Origin of the sequence: Chitinophaga sp. (assembly GCF_017745275.1) — a bacterium.
Taxonomy (GTDB): domain Bacteria; phylum Bacteroidota; class Bacteroidia; order Chitinophagales; family Chitinophagaceae; genus Chitinophaga.
On the sequence record NZ_JAGHZS010000004.1, the window covers coordinates 26,245 to 45,522 of the forward strand.

A 19,278-nucleotide genomic window follows, 5' to 3' on the forward strand; every position below is an offset into this window, starting at 1 on the left:
CCTTAGTTAGCCATCGGGTTATTCACGGTTTCTTTCAATGGAAGCGGGTAAAATGCTTTGTCTATAGAAAACGTGCGGTTTGCTTCTTTCATCTCTTTTTCCAACAGGCCCCACCTGCGCAAATCGTAGTAACGGCAGCTTTCCAGGGTCAGCTCCATCACTCTTTCATGTACAACCTGGTTGAAGATGGCTGTTTTATCTGTGAGGGTCAATGCCGGCATTTTAGCACGGGCACGTACCGTATTAATGAGATTCATCGCACCTGGCCGGCCCAGTTCATTCAGCACTTCCGCCTGCATGAGCATTACATCTGCCAGGCGGATCAGTGGCACGTTGATGGCGTTGTCATTTCCTAAACGATCGAGCGAAGCAGGTACCCATTTACGGAAAGCAATGGTATGAGCCGTTGCGCCGAAGATAGCATTATACGTATATCCATATGCCTTTTTAGTAGCATCGTTGAAGTAAGGATCATTGAAAAGGATGGTACTGTATACGCGGTGATCATACAACTGATCAGTGGCGGTTTTACCTTCTTTGAGGAACTCCGCCAGGAAACGTGGCGTACCATAAATTTCACCGTAACCGCCCATGTCAGAAGCAGCTACCCAGTCGCCCAGGTAAGAACCGTAGGCGGCGCCGTTGTTTACATCGGAAGACTGTTGCAATTCAAAAATAGATTCCGGCGTATTCCTGGCAGCACCGTTGAACATAGACATATAGTCGGTATTCAATTGGTACTGGTTAGAGGCAATTACTTTACCCAGCCAGGTAGATGATTCTGCGAGCAATGCAGGGGCGTTGCCTTTGTCTTCTCCCGCACGATATAAATACACTTTCCCTAACAGTGCCTGCGCAGCACCTTTGGTAACGCGTCCCAATTCATTATCCGGGCGTTCGCTACGCAGTGGCAGCGCAGCTTCTGCAGCTTTCAGTTCACTGCAGATGAAATCCCACGCAGCTTTACGTTCTGATAAAGCAGCAGGAAGCTCTCCTTCTTTCTTTGGCACCTTATCACGGATAATGATTTTTTCAAAATCAATGATCAGCTTATAGTGATAATAAGCACGCAGGAAATGGGCTTCTGCCAGGATCTGATTCTTAGAGGCATCGTCAATCATTTCCGGTTTCATACCAGCTACGGCTTCCAATACCTGGTTGGTATAATAGATACCACGGTAGTTTTCGCGCCATAACAGGTCGATGGCATAGTTACCGGAAGTAAAGTTGAAATTATAATGTTCCACCCACCATGCATAGTTGTAGGCATCATCACCAGGCTCTACATAGTCTTCACGGTAGAAGCTGCGTACTGAACGTGCTTCCACGTAGTTATCCCAATATACGAAGCCTTCTACCTGTGAATAAGCCGCCGACAAGCCTGACAGCGCCCTTTCTTTGGTAGTCCAGTACAACTCGCTTTCCAGTTTATCCGGAGAACGCTGATCCAGCACATCTTTACTGCAACCTGGTGTTAAGGCCAGGAATGCAAGTACAACGGGTATATATAAATATGATTTTTTCATCTTAAATGATTTTATGCTTAGAAAGACAATTGCGCACCCACCATTACTTTTTTGTTCTGTGGATATTGCATACGATCCAGACCTGTATCTAACACAGAAGCTCTTGAGATTTCAGGATCCAGGCCGCTGTATTTGGTGATGGTCCACAGGTTTTGACCAGCGGCATAAAAGCGGATTTTCTGAATTTTGTAACGGCTCAATAAGCTGGCAGGTAAAGTATACCCCACCTGGATAGTCTTCAGGCGCACATAGTCCCCTTTTTCCAGGAAGCGGGTGGACTCACGCGCATTCCTGTTAGGATCGCCCAAAATAGCACGTGGCATATCGGTATGGGTATTTTCCGGTGTCCAGGCATTTAAGGTGGTGGTCAGGAAATTACGGCCTGCATCCATTCCTTCCAGTTCGAAGCGGTTACCGTTATAAATTTTGTTACCTGTTACGCCCTGTACAAACAGGGTAAGGTCGAAATGTTTATAATTCAGGTTGATGTTCAAACCATATTCCAGTTTAGGGAAGCCGGAACCCTGGTAGGTTTTATCGTTATCATCGATTACCCCGTCACCATTGCTATCTTTAAAACGAATGTCCCCTGCTTTGGCAAAAGGCTGTAATGCATCTCCTGCTTTATTTTTATAGTTGGCAGCTTCTGCATCCGTTTGGAAAATACCATCTGCTTCATACAGGTAGAAGGCACCCACTTCTTTACCTACACGGGTTTGGTTAGCGATGTGATCGGAACCGAATTTAAGACCGGTACCATTTAATGACTGACCATTGTTACCCAGTTGCACTACTTCATTTTTAACGCTGCTGAGTGTACCGGTAACGTTGTATTGCAAGCCATTTAACTGGTTGCTGTAAGTAGCTTCCAGCTCCCATCCGCGGTTGTTGAATTTACCCACGTTCAGGGTTGGATTGTTTACGCCGGAAGATGGTGGTACTTCCTTCGTTACCAGCAAGCCGATGGTGTGATTATTAAAGTAGTTGAAGGAACCACTCAGCCGGTTTTTAATCAATGCGTAGTCAAAACCAATGTTGGCAGAGCGGTTGGTTTCCCAATGCAGTTCACGGCCTAACAGGTCCTGGGCAATAATACCAGGCCAGGGAGTCGCACCGCTACCCTGTACGGAACCACCTGCCCAGGTATTGTCAACATACATGAGGTTCAGGTGAGAATAAGGCTGCAACGCCTGCTCAATACCCAGTTCACCGTAGCTGGCACGTATTTTCAACATATCCAGCCAGGTAACATTGCTCATAAAAGCTTCTTTCTGCAGATTCCAGCCCACCGCTACAGACGGGAAGACACCATAGCGTTTGTCGAGGTCAAACTTGGAGGAACCATCTCTTCTGATAGCCAGTTGCAACATGTAGCGGTCGTCATATGAATAGTTGACACGAGCCAGTTGAGACACCCGAACATATTTTGTTTTGCTGCCACCGGCGCCGAAAGTGCCGCCCAAAGCGCCATCCATGGTTACAAAGGAAGGATCCAGGAAACCGCCTGGTACTGTTTTTTCTACCAGTACACCATCCTGTATAGTCCGTACAACGGTTTTACCATCAGCGGTTACATTGAGCCATTCATTGGTAATTTCCTGTGCGGTATAACCTGCCAGCAGGTTCAGGCTGTGCTTACCTTTTGACCAGTCGTAATACAGGAGGTTTTCCATCAGGCGATCCCGGTAATTAGAGCGCTGATTGTAAAGATTGGCATATGGTACCGCCCCATCGTTAGGATTGATACGCACCGCAGGACGGAAGCTGAACGAGAAATCATTTTCGTTGATCAGGTTCAGGTTGGTGGTAAACTTCAGTCCTTTTGCCAGGGCCAGGGTAAAGCGTCCATTGGCATTCAGGTATTGGGTAGTGATACTATTCTGCAAATAGTGATCTGCTGCCATTGGGTTCTGGAACTTCGGCAGGTTATCTACCTGCAGGCCATAACCATATTTCTCTTTACTGTCTAATACCGGCAGCAAGGGCGACTGGAAATAAGATTCACGCACAGAGAATCTTGGTACGCTGGATTTTGTTTCTGCATAAGCCACGTTTACTTCTGCAGTAACGATACCTTTTTTATATTCATTACGGGAGCGAATGGTTTTCTTCTTAAAATCAGATCCAACGAAAGTACCTTTTTCATTGGTGATATCTCCACTGAGGGAATAGGTGATATAGTCGCCACCACCGCGGAGGTTGAGGTTATAATTTTCTGCGGTGCCGGGGCGGGTTACTTCATCCTGCCAGTTGGTGTTTACACCGGTATTTTTAGTCACATAAGCAGGTAAGTTACGGCCTGCATTCTGGTACATCATTTTCAGCACAGACTTATATCCTTCTGCATCCAGCAGTTTATATTGGCCAGTTGGTTTTACGCCGGCATAGTAAGCGGTAAAATCAACTACCGGTGCACCTTTCTTTCCTTTTTTGGTGGTGATGAGTACCACACCGTTAGCGGCAGAAGAACCATAGATAGAGGCAGCTGCACCATCTTTTAACACCTCCATAGAGGCAATATCATTATTGCTCAGGTAAGCAGGGTCGCCGGGTGATCCGTCGATAACAAACAAAGGTTTATGTCCGCCCATAGTGCTTAATCCGCGAATGCGTACATCAGCAGTAGCGCCAGGCTGGCCGCCGCTATTCACTACTGTTAAACCGGCTACACGTCCCTGGAGTGCATCTACAGGATTATTGGTGGACATACTGGAAATGGTCTCACCTTTTACAGAAGAGATGGCGCTGGTTACGTTCCCTTTACGTTGGGTACCATAACCGACTACTACCACCTGGTCTAATACTTTTAACGAAGGATACAGGGTGATGCTCAGGTCTTTGTTGCCGCTTACTTTTACTTCCTGGTCTTCGTATCCGATGAAGCTTATCTGCAGGATAGCATTCTCCGGTACGCCTGTCAGGTTAAAGGCGCCATTTTCATTGGTTAGGGCGCCTTTGGCGCTGCCTTTTACTTTTATGCTCACACCTGGCATCAGTTCACCGGTGGATGCTTTTACGGTGCCCTTCAGGTTTTCTTCTTTTTGCTGATCCACTTGGGAAATGGCGGGTGGAGCGGCTGGCTTTACGAGGATGATGTCGGCTGTTATTTTATATTCCAGGCCGGTAGCATTACATATTTCTTTCAGTAAAGCTTCTACCGTACGTACTTTTTTGTCGATCGAAAATTTAGCCGTACGTTCCAGGTCGTCCCGGTTGTAAGAAAATTTCAGTGCCGTATTTTTCTCCAGGTAGCGTAACGCGTTGATTACGCTGGATTGGGAAAACCCTACTTCTACTTTATTCTTTAGTCCTTCCGTGATCTGTACCCATGACAGCAAACATACTGCCACCGCCATACAGAGCATGCGTCGGGCCATACCCTTGTAGGTACAAGAGATACTTTTCTTTCTCATAACATTAGAAAGTTTATTGTTTAGAATGGAATTGCAGCACCGCTGCTATCATCAATGGTTGATAAATAACTCGTCCTTTTGAATAACCGTTTTAAGATTCGTGATGTAACTGATAGAAGCCAGCACTTCTGGCAAAGATTTATTCATGAATTCACCGTTAAAATGAATAGCGGGATAATTACCCGGTTTGATATGTACTTTGATACCGTACCAGTATTCCAGTTGTGCGGCCAGCTCTTTCAGGGAAGCGTCCCTGAAAAATAATCTACCCCTGCGCCAGTCCTGTTCGCGGGCCACATCAAAGTTGCCTGGAATCAGCCTGCCATCCTGCGCTTCCAGGGTTTCGCCGGGTTGTAGTTCCCTGGCAGCATCTGCCGCTGCGACTTTCACTTTTCCCGAAAGCAGGGATACTTTTACCCCACTGTCAAATAAATAGGCCCGTACTTTGAATACCGTTCCCAATACCTGTACCCGGGTATTCCCTGCACTCACGGTAAATGGGCGCGCCTCATCTTTTTGTACATCGCATAATGCCTCTCCCGAAAGTATTAAATGGCGTTCCTGTTCGTTATAATTTGCCGGCACCTGTAATACGCTGTTCCGGTTTAGAATCACCGTTGTACCATCTGCCAGTACAATTTGTTTACGGGCGCTGTCTGCGCGGTAAGTTTTATAAGCGATCGCTGGTACCTGTACGTTGCCGGATGGCTGCTTCTTCCACATCCAGGCAAAAGCGATACAGCCGGCTAATACTGCGGCTGCTACATACGGCATATAATTCCTCCGCGGTGTGGTGATCACCTGGTCGGTTTCAATCATGGCCCGCAGCTTGTTAAATTCTTCCAGCTTTTCTGCTGCGTTCAGCTTTACACCTAAACGTAACACCCATTCCCGCGCTTTGTCTGTTTCGGCTTTTTTATGAGGATTACGGGCAATCCAGTCGGTCCAGAATACCACATCTTCCTCATTGCTCTGCAGGCAATAACGCACAAAAGAGTCATTCAGCATAAAGTCTTCCGCCATGAAAGATTGGAGGTTCATGTAGTCGCCTGTTTAAAGTAAAGAGGAGTAGTCCTTTAATTTTTTACCAAAGAAAAATAAATTATTTTTCGAAATACCACATAAGTGTGAGAAAGAGGAAGGACATTATCTTCCGGAGTTGTACAATGGCCGTGTGGAGAGTATTATAAATGGTACGTACAGAAGCAGCGGTTTGCTGGGAGATTTCTTCCATACTCATATTTTCATAAAAGCGTAAGCGAATAAATTCTTTTTGCCGCGCAGTTAACTGTGCCAGCACATTTTCCATTTTATGACGCAACTGCCCGTCAGATTCCAGGTTGATCAGCACCGCTTCATAGGGCTGCTCTTCCGGCTCCTGGAATAACTCTCCCACATATTTAGCGGAGCGTTTGGTTTCTTTCCCTAATAATTTACTGAGACGGCGTTTAAAGCAGATAAAAATATAATTTGGGATATGGTCGGGCATAATCAACTGTTCCCGCTTCTTCCATAACTCCACAAATACATCATTGATGCCTTCTTTCACCATTTGGGTATCCGGCACTACAGAGATCCCATAATGATATAAGCTATCGTATAATTCATGATAGATCTTATACAAGCCATGTTCGTTGTGTTGCTGTAATTCATTCCAAAAAACGGACAGTCCTTCCCCGGTAGCACTGCTGCTACGTTGTACAGGAATCTGTGCAATGTTTTTATCGGAATTAGTTAGTGCCACTGGAACCAGGTTATTGGACGCCAATTTATTTCTTTTCCACACTGCAGAGTATATAAAAATTATCTCAAAGTATACGGATTTTAACCTTTAGCCGGGTGAAATATGAGCAGAAAGCAGAAAGCGGAAAGCAGAAAGCAGAAAGCTATTGTAGCGGATGATATAAGCGGGTTTTGTTTTTTGTACAGGATTAAACTGATCATATTGATTTTTGTTTTTATAATTTCGGAAGATTGGTAAAAGGATATGACTATACTGTGCGACATATTTTGCGAATCTTTTTTAATCAAAAAAAATAATCAATATGATCAGTTTAATCCTCTACAAAAAACAAAACCCGCTTATATCATCCGCTACAATAGCTTTTTGCTTTATGCTTTCTGCTAATTCTTTTATATCTTGTCTGCTCACTTGTGAATGCTATTTTTAACCGACACTTGCTGTTTTATAAAAACATCATTTAATTGAGCGACAGTCCTTCTATTGATGTTGCCGACTTGTATCACCGTGTTGCCAACGGCGACGAAGCCGCCTTCAGACGCCTTCTCGAGATACATACACCACAGCTGCTGGCGATGGCCACCCGTATCACGGGATCTGTGGCCGTGGCAGATGACCTGGTGCAGGACACCTTTTTAAAGGTATGGATTACGCGTGATCAATTAACAGACGTGATATATCCGGCCGCCTGGATTAAAAAGATCTGTTTTTTCCTGGCGGTGAATTATGTACGCCGGCAAACGGTGCGCGACAAGGTGATGGCCGAGGTAGCTCCTCAGCAAGAGAGCGTGGAAGCCCCCATCGATTTTCAACAACTGCTGCAACTGGTCAACAAAGCCGTGGCGCAGTTGCCGGAAAAACAGCAACAAATTTATCGCCTGAGCCGGGAACAGGGTCTCTCCATCCCGGAAATAGCCATCCATATGGATTTGGCGGTGAGCACCGTCAAGAACCTGTTGGTGATGGCATTAAAGAGTATCCGGCAATTTCTTCAAAAGTCCGGCTATCCCCTGCTACTGGCCCTTTTCATCGATATCCTGGGCTAGCTTCAAAAAAAGTTTATTTTTTTTCGGTACCATTTTTCCGCTCAATTGTCTGATAATAGAGAGGGGGAGATCTAGGGCTTCGTTTACCTGTATTCACCACACATTAAATGGAACAACACACCCGATTACAATATTTACTGGAGCGGCTGGTCGCCTATACCGCCACAGCAGAGGAGCTTACCGAGCTCACTACGCTGGTGGAACAGGACAATGGAACCACTATGGAGGAAGTAGCACAACTGCTGGCTTCGGAAACAACTGCCAGCTACCAGCACGACCACTGGATGTCAGTGGCAGACCGGATACTGGCAGCCGATAAGCTGCCGGCGGATCCGGCAACTGCACCTGTACACCGCCTACCATTCCTGCACAGATGGGGCTGGGCGGCTGCGGTGGTAGTACTGCTGGGAACAGCAGCCTACCTCCTGCAACATTATCAGCGCACGCAGCCACCAGCACTGGTGACGGCCCCCCATCAACCGGATGTGGCGCCGGGGAGCAACGGCGCCATACTTACGCTGGCCGATGGTTCCCACGTGGTACTCGACAGCGCCGGCAAAGGAGTGATCACCACACAGGGCAACACCCGTGTGATGCTGAAAGATAACGGTCTCCAATATACACCGGGAGGAGGCGCCAACAGCACCGTTGCTTACAACACCATCACTACGCCCAAAGGCAAACAGTTTCATGTGGTGTTGCCGGATGGTACGCAGGTATGGCTGAATGCGGGGAGTGTGTTGCAGTTCCCCGTAGCTTTTTCCGGCAAAGAAAGACAGGTAGACCTCAGCGGGGAAGCCTTTTTCGAGGTGGCAGCCAAAGCAACGCAGCCCTTTAAAGTACTGGTGCGCAAACAACTCGAAGTAGCAGTACTGGGCACAGGATTTAACGTAAGCGCCTATACGAATGAGCAAAGTATTGCCACTACGCTGATCACAGGATCTGTCAGGGTATCCCTGCCGCACGCCACGCAATCGTTCCCGGTAATATTAAAACCGGGGCAGCAGGCCCGCTGGGAGGACCAACAGCTCACCGTAGCGGCTGATGCCAACGTAGAACAAGCCATCGCCTGGAAAAATGGGCTGTTTAATTTCGAGGGCGTAGGCCTAAGAGAAATGATGCGACAGTTGGAACGCTGGTACAACCTGGAGGTAGTATATGAAGGCAATGTGCCGGATGTACGCTTCTTTGGGGAAATGAGCCGGTCGTTAAAGCTGTCTGATGTGCTGTCCGGACTGGAAAGCGCCGAAGTACATTTCCGGCTGGAAGAGGGCCGGCGACTGGTAGTAATGCCTTAATCTAACATATACCGTGAATTAAAAAGATGAACACAAATAGTCAACCACAATAAAAAAACCGGGAGTGCGGCTAACACTTCCGGTTGCCTTTGATCGCTCAAAGGATTGTTCAATTGACTGGAAAACAGGGTTTCGCGACCACCATTTTTAAACAACCAAACGCTGCAAATCTATGCAAAAAATTGCTTCCTGGAGCGGTGGGGATATGCCATGCCGGCTCCCAACCAAAATGCTCCGGATTATGAAACTAACAACTGTCCTCCTTCTTGCCATCTGTCTACATGTTTCAGCCAGTACCTATTCACAATCCATCACCTTTTCAGGGAAGGAGGTGTCAATGGAAAAATTATTTACGACCATCAAAAAACAAACTGGTTTTGTAGTCTGGGGGAAATCAGATGTATTAAAACAGGCCAATGCGGTTACGGTGAATGTTCGGGATATGCCCCTATTAACTTTCCTCGACCTGGTAGTCAAAGACCAACCATTTAATTACAAAATTGCCGGCAACACTATTATGCTGTTCGCCAAAAAGGAAGCCAATGCACCAGATGCAGCCATGTACGAATCGCCGGTAACCGGGCATGTTACAGACAGTATCGGCGTACCACTTGCCGGCGCAACGGTAATCGTGTCAGGGACTTCACAGGCTGTTGTCACCAATACCGAAGGTAATTTCACTATTACTGCCAGCGCGGGCCAGGTGTTGCGTATCACCTTTATAGGATTTAAGACCAAAGAGCTGCATATTACCGCTGCAATGCTGAAGAACGGCACCGTAGGTAATATCGCGCTGCAGGGTATGCCCGCTATGCTGTCTGAATTAAATGTGACCGCTAACACCGGTTATCAATTGATCCCGAAAGAGCGGGCAACCGGCTCCTTTGGCATTGTCACAGAAAAAGCACTGGGCGCCCGGATGGAAACCAGCATCATGGACCGGCTGGAAGGCATGATACCCGGTATGGTCATGCAGAATGGTGAAATAACTATTCGTGGTATATCCACGCTTTACGGCAACCGGGCTCCTTTATATGTAGTGGATGGCTTCCCCTATGAGGGAGACCTGAACCTCATTAATCCTGCCGACGTCACCAATGTAACGGTGATGAAAGATGCCGCAGCCGCTTCTATTTATGGTACCCGTGCCGCAAATGGTGTAATATCCATTACTACCCGTTATGGCGGAAAAAGAAAGCCGACTGTCACTTTTTCCAGCACACTGTTGCTGAAGCCTAAACCCAGCTATGGCGCTATGCACCTGCTGAACTCTCCACAAATGGTAGATCTGCAACAGGAATTATTCAACATCTGGCATCCCACTATGGATGATCAGATGATGAGAAATGCGCAACCCAAAGCGATAGAAGCCCTCTACAAATACGAACAGCAGGAGATCACCAAAGCGCAACTGGATGCCACCCTCAACACATTAAGGGGAAATGATGGCCAAAGCCAGCTGATGGATCTATATACCCGCAACTATTTCCAACATCGGTATGCTTTCTCCGCCGGCGGTGGTAATGACCTGCACCAGTATCAACTGACCATGAACTATACCGGCGACAGAGGTACCGGGCTTAAGAGCACTACCGAAGCAGTCAATATTGGCTTAAAAGAAAAAGTAAAAGTATTCAACTGGCTGGACGCTGAAGCGGGTGTTTTTACGAATACCTCCAATGCTGTATATCAACAGCAGCCACCAGAAACCTTCTACAACAGGATGCCCTATGAATTATTGCGGAATCCCGATGGTAGCTCTTCTCCCTGGAATTATCTGAAGTCGCCTTATGAAATAAACAGGCTAAAACAGGAAGGCCTGTTGGATGAAACCTACAATCCACTGGACGAATTGGACAAATCAGATTCCCGTGGCAAATCTAATTACTTCCGGTTACAGGGAGGATTTACGGTAAAAATCATTAAAGGACTTAGCCTTGATCTGAAATACCAGACCGAAAGAGGTAGTGTTTATAGCAAGACATATAACGGCCCGGATTCCTATAGCGCTAAAAATATGATTAACAACGCCACCCAGATCTTTGGTGACAGTATTGTTAAAAATATCCCTGACGGCGGACAAATACAGGAATTCAGGGGTACCGACCGGTCCTATACCGCCCGTGCCCAGCTTAACTTTGATCGCAGCTTCAATTCCCGCCATCATATTTCCGCATTAGCCGGCGCCGAAAGAAGAGTGGTGACCTCTGAAGGAACAGGAGTATTCAGAGCTGGTTACAATGATAACAACCTCCAGTTTCTCCCCATCAATGAGAAGGCGCTCGGTAGCCTGAAAGGCACCGAAGCAGTAGGAAGTGTTTTTTATTATGATTATAATGGCAGAAACTATTTCACCAACCCGGAAGACCGGTATATTTCAGCCTATGGCAATGTAGGCTACACTTATAATGAGAAATACAATTTTACCGGAAGTGTTCGTGTTGATAATTCGAATCTCTTTGGTACAGATCCCCGTTACCGCTACCTGCCACTCTGGTCTGTTGGTGCGAGCTGGAGAATATCTGAAGAAGAATTCATGAAATCCCTTTCCTGGTTAAGCAACCTGACCATCCGCTCCACTTATGGATTAAGTGGTAATGTAGCCCGTAACGTGGGACCTTACCTGCAGGCAAAATCCATGTTTGTATCTGAAGCACAAACCATGGGATCAGAAATTATTTATCCTCCTAACAAATCACTGAGATGGGAGAAAACTGCCATCACTAATATAGGTATTGACTTCGGCCTCTTCGACCAGCGAATTTCCGGTTCTATTGATTATTATATCCGTAAAAGTACCGACCTGTTGGGAGATAAGTCAACCGATCCTACCAATGCATTTCGTACTGCCCTTATTAACTATGGCAGCCTTAATAACAAAGGGATAGAGCTGGCATTAAATACCCAGAATATCCGGCATAAAAACTTTAACTGGACCAGCTACTTCACACTCAGCCTGAATAAGAACAGGCTAACTGAAATCAATACCAAAGATCCTACCATCGTTGGTATGACCTCCGTTTATGGCGTCAATAAAATAGGATATCCTTCTGATGCGATGTTTAGTTTCCGTTCTGCAGGGTTAGATCCTACCAATGGCTCCCTCCTGCTATATGATGCAGCTGGTAAAGTGGTAAAAAATTATGACCAGGGAGGCACCATTGTAACGAATATGACGGATATAAATGCACTGGTGTACAGCGGTACCGTAAGGCCTAAATATTCTGCCGGATTCACCAATACCTTTTCCTGGCAACAGCTTACGCTGAATATCATGATTATCGCCAACGGCGGCCATGTGACCCGTGATGCAGTTCCGCTGATCACCTCCGGCATCTTTTCTACCAATGTGGACAACCGCGTAAGGAACTTCTGGCGGAAACCGGGAGATGAAAAAATTCCGGGTATGGCGCCAGCGCCGGATCTCAAAGGCAACGGAGGAATCTATTACCAGCAAACATGGTTTGCTGCAGATCAAAATGTAATAAAGGCAGACTATATCAAAGTAAGAGATATCTCCTTATCATACGATTTTGCGTCCCTCCTGTCCAGTGCGAAAAAGATACAGTCCGCGAAGTTCACCCTGCAGGTACAAAACCCTTTCCATTGGTTTAATAACAGCCAGGGGATTGATCCGGAAAGCTACTGGCCATCTAGTTACTATGCGAACAGGGGTATGCCCGTTATGCCTGCTTATATGGCCGGATTTGATCTTACTTTTTAAAATGATGCATCATGAGGAACATCCAACTTTCTATACTAATATGCGTGGTGATATTATCCGGGTGTAACAAATTCCTGGATATTAAGCCAAAGGATAAATTCATTCCCATTACAGTGGCTGATTATGAAAGCCTCCTGAATTCAGGCTACAACATCAACTACAACGATTACTTCTGGGATCTTTTATCGGACGACGCTTTCCTTCCTGAAGGAGAACCCGGTAACCTGTTTAGCAAACAACAGTTGTGGGGCAGGAAAATATATACCTTCAACACAGTACCTTTTGAAATAGGTAGCAATGACTTTGAATGGAGTGAAGGATATAAGCGGATTTTCTATTTTAATACCGTGATCAATAATATTGCAGATGCTACGGAAGGAACGGAAGCCAATAAAAAAAGCTTACGCGCAGAAGCCCTGCTGGGACGCGCCATGGAGCATTTGCTACTGGTAAATATGTATGCACAGCACTATGATGCTGCCACTGCAGGCACGCAACCAGGTATTCCTATCGCGGTCATTGCGGATATCAACGCTAAATTTAAGAGAAACACCGTTAAAGAAGTATATGACCAGGTGATCAGCGATCTGAATGCCGCTATTCCGGATCTCCCGGTGAATCATAAACTCACTAAGTTCAGATCCTGCAAAGCTGGCGGGTATGCTGCTTTGAGCCGGGTATACCTTTTCATGGGCGATTATGCCAATGCTAAAAAGAATGCAGACGAGGCGCTGGCACTACAATCTGACCTGGCAAATATGAACGATTACAAAATCATTAAGCCGGGACCTTTTCCAAACGTACCAGGCGCGCCACTCGGATGGACCGATATCCCTGATGCTCAGTTCAACAAGGAAACGATTGTTGCCCGTCACTTCCTCCGTCCTTTTGGATTAGGCATGGATGTTTGCGCCTCCCCGGAATTAGCCGCCCTCTTCAGCAGCGACGACCGCCGCTGGATGCTCTACTATGCTGATGGCTGGCCTCCGGCGCCACCTTTCAATTACATGAATCGTTACCATGTAAAAATATTCCTGCGTGGCGACTACTACAGCAACTTCCTGAACGTGCCTGAGCTATATCTGAACCGGGCCGAATGTAATGCCCGTAGTAATAACCTGGCAGATGCACTGGCCGACATCAATAAGCTACGCCTGAACCGTATTACACCCGCTGCCTACAAAGCCTTTACACCAGCCGATTTCAGCAATGATGCAGAAAAAGTACTGCGCTTTGTACTGGAAGAAAGAAGACGGGAACTGGCCTTTACCGGCATACGTGTCATTGACCTGAAACGCCTGAACAAAGAACCGCGTTTCGCAAAAACCATCACGCATGTAGCAGAAGGTAAAACATATGAATTAGCACCTAACAGCAATCAATACCTGCGTCAGCTCTGGCCAGACGCCACGGTGTTTAACCCGGACTGGCCACTAAACCCATAAATGTTTTGTCCTTGTCCCTATTCCATAGGGTGCCGGAAATGCCGGCACCCTTACTTTCCTGTTGACTTTAACTTTTCCGCCATGCAAGAAAACATCGTTAAAATTGAAGGGCTTTCTCACCGCTACAGCAAAGACTGGGCAGTGCAGGATGTCAGCTTTGAAATCAATAAAAAGGGAATCGTAGGATTACTTGGCTCCAATGGAGCCGGCAAATCCACTACCATGAACATTCTTTGCGGGGTGCTCAGTCAAACGCAAGGCTCCGTGCTGATTGAAGGCATTGACATGCGTACCCACCCGGAAGAAGCCAAGAAAAGAATTGGTTTCCTGCCGCAGAATGCCCCTTTGTATTTAGAACAAACAGTAGATGAATACCTCACCTATTGCGCCCATCTGCGATTTGTAGACAAACGTAAGATTAAAACCGCCGTATCGGAAGTAAAGGAAAAATGCGGGGTGGCACATTTCAGCAATCGCCTGATCGGTAATTTGTCCGGCGGCTACCGCCAACGCGTGGGCATTGCCCAGGCTCTCATACACCGGCCTATGCTGGTGGTACTGGATGAACCCACCAATGGCCTTGATCCCAACCAGATCCTGGAAGTACGGCAACTCATCAAAGAAATTGCGATCGATCGTGCCGTCATCTTTTCTTCACATATTCTTTCTGAAATACAGGCTACCTGCCAGGATATCATTATGATCGAAGGCGGTAAAATGGTGTTCAGGGATACCATGGAATCATTCAACAATTACATTGAACCGGATAGCCTGATCACCACCATGATGACGCCTCCTGCCCTGTCTGTGCTGCAACAGCTGCCAGGCATTAATGAAGTCAGCTTTCTCAGTGATAACACCATCCGCATGCACTTTGACCCAACCGCAGACATCGCGGAAAGCATCGTAGAAATGAGTGTACGTAACGGATGGCGACTCAAAGAAATCACCCTCGAGAAAAGCTCGCTGGACGCCATCTTCGCCCAATTATCCAATAAAAAAACCAAACCTGCTTTACCATCATGAGAATCATCATACGCATCGCCCGGCAGGAACTGAGCCTCCTTTTTCATTCACCGGTAGCATGGCTCATCTTAATTGTGTTCCCGATACAAATCGGCATCGACTACCTCTATTATGTACAAATGATTGGCCGCGCACAGCGCATGGGCAACCATTTCACCGATGTTACCGCCATGATTTTTGGCAGTAAGGAAGGCTTCTATCCAGGCGTAAAAAGTACGCTGTACTTCTATATCCCGTTACTGACAATGGGATTGATCAGCCGCGAAACACACAGTGGATCTATTAAACTGCTGTTGTCGTCTCCTATCAAAGTAAAAGATATTGTACTCGGAAAATACCTGGCCATGATGGGCTATGGCGCAGTACTGCTGGCAATCATTTGCGGCTATGCCATTTCCGGTTCGTATTTCATTCAACATATCGACTGGCAATTACTGGCGTCTGGCGCCCTGGGGCTATATCTGCTGATTTGCGCCTACGCTGCCATCGGTTTATTTATGTCTTCCTTAACAACCTACCAGGTGGTAGCCGCTATCAGCACGCTTGCTGTACTGGCAGCGCTGAACTTCATTGGCAGCTTGTTCCAGGGTAATGATACCGTGAGGCATATCACCTATTTCATGTCCATCGCCGGCAGAACAGAACAGTTTATTGCCGGGTTAATCAGCACGGAAGATGTACTGTATTTCCTCCTGGTCATCGGCTTCTTCCTGACCATTACCTGCATGCGTTTACAGGATCAGCGCGAAGCCAGATCCCGCTATTTTCGTATAGCCAGGTACGTTGGCCTGGTAGCGTTTTGTTTTCTCGTGGGCTATATCAGCTCCCGCCCGGCAGCCACTGGTTATGTGGATATGACCGTTACCCGCAAACATACGCTGGGCCCGCAAAGCCGGGAACTCATCAAAAAAATGGATAAGCCTTTAAAAATTACCACCTATGTCAACATCTTCGATGGTAATTTTTACCTGGGTGCCCCAGAAAAGAAAAGTGCCGATGAAAGATTAATGACGCCTTATCGCCGTTTCCTGCCGGATATGGAGATGAACTACGTGTACTATTACGACTTTGGTGATAATACCTCCCTGTATAAAAATTACCCGGGAGAAACGGATGTGGCCATAGCGAAAAAGGTAGCCGATATCCAGGAACTTGATTTCAAAAAAGTACTGTCGCCTGCCGCTATCCACAAAATAGTAGACCTGCGTCCGGAAGAAAACAAACTGGTACGGCTCCTTCAATACGGCGACGGACAAACGTTCCTGCGGTACTACAACGATATGAGGATTTACCCCGGTGAAAAGGAGTTCACTGCGGCATTAAAACACCTCGTAACGCCTTCCCGTATGCCACTGGTGACCTTCCTCAGCGGCCACGGGGAAAGAAGTATTTCCAAAGAAGGAGATGCTGCCCTGAAGATGTTTGTAAAAGAAGGTTCCTATCGCAGTGCGCTGATCAACCAGGGCTTTGATGTAGATACGGTGAACCTTTCACAGCAGCCGATTCCCGCGCGAACGGCTATACTCGTCATTGCCGGCCCGCAAACACCTTTATCTGCGGATGAAGAAAAACAGCTGCAGCAATATATCGCTCAGGGGGGCAACCTGATGGTGATGGCTGAACCGGGATCTGCAGCAGTATTATCCGGCTTATTACAAACCCTGCACATACAGGCCGGTGACGCGCCCGTACACGAAGAGAGCCGCGATTATACACCGGATTTTATCCTCACACACTTCTCCCCTGAAGCGGCTAAAGTATCGCCTACGCTCGGTGCATGGCAGGCAGATAGCGGCATCGTATCGATGTCAGGCGCCGTAGCCCTACAATACACGCCAGGCAACGATTTCCGGACAACACCACTCCTGGTATCGAAGAACAATCAACCCCTGGCCCTTGCGCTTGAAAGAAAGCAACCGGGTAAAACACAGCGTATCATAGTGACCGGCGACGTGGACTTTATGAGCAGTGTGGAAATTGTACGGCGCAAACCTACTGTATGGAACCCTTACTTTAGTACTGAATTATTCCGCTGGTTTACTAATGGAGAATTCCCGGTAGATACCGGTACCCAACCAGCACAGGATGTAATTGACAGTGATGATGCAGGTATCCTCACCATGCGGATACTTTTCTTTGGTGTACTGCCGGCTTCCCTGCTAATACTGGCCACTACCCTGCTGATTTACCGTAAAAGAAGATAACCTATAAGCCAACCAACCCGTAAGGTCGCTCCCCCATGGAGCGGCCTTTTTTTATGCCTGCTGCCGATACGGCTTTGTAGCAAATAGTTTAAATTAGGGTACATCAAATATCGCGTTATATGTCATTCGGTGATGTTGATTTCGATACCTCCTTCAACCAGGTGCCCATACTGGAAAACTACAACTCATATACATCGCATCCCATGTTGCAACAAGTCCTGCAACATTATGGCGGTAGTTGGATACATGACAGGGCAACTTCATTTGGCGCATTAATGGGAAGCCGTGCCATGCAGGAAGCCGGTGACCTGGCGAACAAAAATACGCCGGTACTTAAAACGCATGATCGCTTTGGCAATCGTATAGACCAGGTAGAATACCACCCTGCCTATCACCAGATGATGGATGCCGCCATCCGTGAGGGGGTACATGCCATTGCCTGGACCGCTCCTCAGCAAGGCGCTTACCTCGCACATAGTACGTTGTCGTTTTTGAAACAACAAATAGATGAAGGCAGCAGTTGTCCCTTAACCATGACCTTCGCCGTAGTGCCTTCACTAAAAATAGACGGCAGCATTGCCGCTGCCTGGCTGCCCAAAGTGCTTTCCTCCGAATATGATCCCAGGCCAGTGCCGTGGTTCGATAAACCCGGCGTTACCTTTGGTATGGCCATGACAGAACCGCAAGGGGGCAGTGACGTTCGTGCTAACACGACTTTCGCGGTACCACAGGGCGATGGCATCTTCCAGATTACCGGTAGAAAATGGTTCTGTAGTGCGCCTATGAGTGATGCCTTCCTGGTGTTGGCGCAAACAGACAAAGGATTGAGTTGCTTCCTGGTACCAAGGTTTACGCCCAACGGGAAAAAGAATGCGCTCTATTTTCAGCGGCTGAAAGACAAGCTGGGCAATCGTTCCAACGCTTCTTCAGAAGTGGAATTTCACGGCGCCTGGGGACAGTTGATCGGGGAAGCAGGACGGGGAGTGCCCAACATCATGGAAATGGTACGGCATACGCGGCTCGACTGCGCCATCGGATCGGCTGCCAGCCTGCAACGCGCGCTTGCGGAAGCTATTCATCATTGCCGGCACAGAAGTGCCTTCGGCAAAAAACTCATTGATCAGCCACTCATGAAAAATGTACTGGCCGATCTCTGCCTGGAATCTGCCGCAGCTACTACCCTCGCTATGCGCCTGGCCAAAGGATTTGATGATGCCGGCACAAATGAAGCCGCCATGCACTTCACCCGCATTGCCACCGCCATCGGCAAATACTGGAATACCAAAAGAGCCGTGCTCGCCATGGGCGAAGTGCTGGAATGTATTGGCGGCAACGGCTACGTGGAAACTTCCATTCTTCCCAGGTTATACCGGGATATCCCTGTCAATGCCATCTGGGAAGGCTCCGGTAATATACAGGCATTAGATGTATTACGCGCCATGCACAAAGAACCCGCCAGCATTGCTGCATTGATGGAATACTTCGACCAGGCGAAAGGCCTGGATCCTTATTTGGATCAACACCTCGCTAACCTGCGCTCCTCCCTTGCACAACCCGATGAACATAACGCACGCATCCTCGTGGAAAAAATGGCGTTGGCTATTCAGGCCATTGAACTGGTAGCCATCTCCCCGGATGTAATGGCGCCGCTGTTTTGCGAAGCCAGGCTTTCGCCACAACGGCATTTAAGCTGGGGAACGCTACCCGGCGGCAAGCTGGATGAAGTTATTGGGCTTGTATTTAGATGAAAGCAAAAAGCTATTGTAGCGATTGATATAAACGGAGAGTTAATTACTTATTCGCTTATATCAATCGCTACAATAGCTTTTTGCTTTCGGCTTTATGCTTTATGCTA

At 47.3% G+C, this 19,278-nt stretch carries 11 protein-coding genes; 7 read left to right on the top strand and 4 right to left on the bottom strand.

Annotated elements, in window-relative coordinates:
• Positions 1–2 precede the first annotated feature (2 nt).
• The 4 genes from J7623_RS13015 to J7623_RS13030 all read right to left on the bottom strand — a co-directional run bounded on the left by J7623_RS13015 (position 3) and on the right by J7623_RS13030 (position 6,683).
• Positions 3–1,526, bottom strand: a complete 1,524-nt coding sequence (locus tag J7623_RS13015; protein ID WP_291920735.1) for a RagB/SusD family nutrient uptake outer membrane protein — start codon at positions 1,524–1,526, stop codon at positions 3–5.
• A 17-nt stretch (positions 1,527–1,543) separates the two neighbouring features.
• Positions 1,544–4,939, bottom strand: a complete 3,396-nt coding sequence (locus tag J7623_RS13020) for a TonB-dependent receptor (RefSeq protein WP_291920736.1) — start codon at positions 4,937–4,939, stop codon at positions 1,544–1,546.
• 51 nt (positions 4,940–4,990) lie between these two features.
• Positions 4,991–5,980, bottom strand: a complete 990-nt coding sequence (locus J7623_RS13025; RefSeq protein WP_291920737.1) for a FecR family protein — start codon at positions 5,978–5,980, stop codon at positions 4,991–4,993.
• Between the two features lie 61 nt (positions 5,981–6,041).
• Positions 6,042–6,683 carry a sigma-70 family RNA polymerase sigma factor gene (locus J7623_RS13030; RefSeq protein WP_291920738.1) on the bottom strand — a complete coding sequence of 214 codons (642 nt, stop codon included), beginning with the start codon at positions 6,681–6,683 and terminating at the stop codon, positions 6,042–6,044.
• A gap of 461 nt (positions 6,684–7,144) precedes the next feature.
• Here J7623_RS13030 and J7623_RS13035 point away from each other — a divergent pair, with 461 nt between their 5' ends.
• From J7623_RS13035 to J7623_RS13065, 7 genes are all read left to right on the top strand, one after another.
• Entirely contained in the window at positions 7,145–7,726 is a 582-nt protein-coding gene (locus tag J7623_RS13035) for a sigma-70 family RNA polymerase sigma factor (protein WP_291920739.1), read from the top strand.
• A gap of 107 nt (positions 7,727–7,833) precedes the next feature.
• Positions 7,834–9,024, top strand: a complete 1,191-nt coding sequence (locus J7623_RS13040; protein WP_291920740.1) for a FecR family protein — start codon at positions 7,834–7,836, stop codon at positions 9,022–9,024.
• 241 nt (positions 9,025–9,265) lie between these two features.
• Positions 9,266–12,748, top strand: coding sequence for a SusC/RagA family TonB-linked outer membrane protein (locus J7623_RS13045; RefSeq protein WP_291920741.1), 3,483 nt, complete (start codon positions 9,266–9,268; stop codon positions 12,746–12,748).
• A gap of 11 nt (positions 12,749–12,759) precedes the next feature.
• Complete coding sequence (locus tag J7623_RS13050; protein WP_291920742.1) at positions 12,760–14,193, top strand: RagB/SusD family nutrient uptake outer membrane protein; 1,434 nt, start codon at positions 12,760–12,762, stop codon at positions 14,191–14,193.
• 81 nt (positions 14,194–14,274) lie between these two features.
• The gene (locus tag J7623_RS13055) at positions 14,275–15,219 is read left to right on the top strand and encodes an ATP-binding cassette domain-containing protein (RefSeq protein ID WP_291920743.1); all 945 of its coding nucleotides are present in this window, start codon (positions 14,275–14,277) and stop codon (positions 15,217–15,219) included.
• The gene (locus J7623_RS13060) at positions 15,216–17,423 is read left to right on the top strand and encodes a Gldg family protein (protein WP_291920744.1); all 2,208 of its coding nucleotides are present in this window, start codon (positions 15,216–15,218) and stop codon (positions 17,421–17,423) included. The genes J7623_RS13055 and J7623_RS13060 overlap by 4 nt, the downstream gene beginning before the upstream one ends.
• Positions 17,424–17,542: 119 nt before the next feature.
• Entirely contained in the window at positions 17,543–19,171 is a 1,629-nt protein-coding gene (locus tag J7623_RS13065; RefSeq protein ID WP_291920745.1) for an acyl-CoA dehydrogenase family protein, read from the top strand.
• Positions 19,172–19,278 lie beyond the last annotated feature (107 nt).

Coding starts and splice junctions, on each gene's coding strand:
- J7623_RS13015 (WP_291920735.1), bottom strand. CDS start 1,526: ATGAAAAAATCATATTTATATATACCCGTTGTACTTGCATTCCTGGCC.
- J7623_RS13020 (WP_291920736.1), bottom strand. CDS start 4,939: ATGAGAAAGAAAAGTATCTCTTGTACCTACAAGGGTATGGCCCGACGC.
- J7623_RS13025 (WP_291920737.1), bottom strand. CDS start 5,980: ATGAACCTCCAATCTTTCATGGCGGAAGACTTTATGCTGAATGACTCT.
- J7623_RS13040 (WP_291920740.1), top strand. CDS start 7,834: ATGGAACAACACACCCGATTACAATATTTACTGGAGCGGCTGGTCGCC.
- J7623_RS13045 (WP_291920741.1), top strand. CDS start 9,266: ATGAAACTAACAACTGTCCTCCTTCTTGCCATCTGTCTACATGTTTCA.
- J7623_RS13050 (WP_291920742.1), top strand. CDS start 12,760: ATGAGGAACATCCAACTTTCTATACTAATATGCGTGGTGATATTATCC.
- J7623_RS13055 (WP_291920743.1), top strand. CDS start 14,275: ATGCAAGAAAACATCGTTAAAATTGAAGGGCTTTCTCACCGCTACAGC.
- J7623_RS13060 (WP_291920744.1), top strand. CDS start 15,216: ATGAGAATCATCATACGCATCGCCCGGCAGGAACTGAGCCTCCTTTTT.
- J7623_RS13065 (WP_291920745.1), top strand. CDS start 17,543: ATGTCATTCGGTGATGTTGATTTCGATACCTCCTTCAACCAGGTGCCC.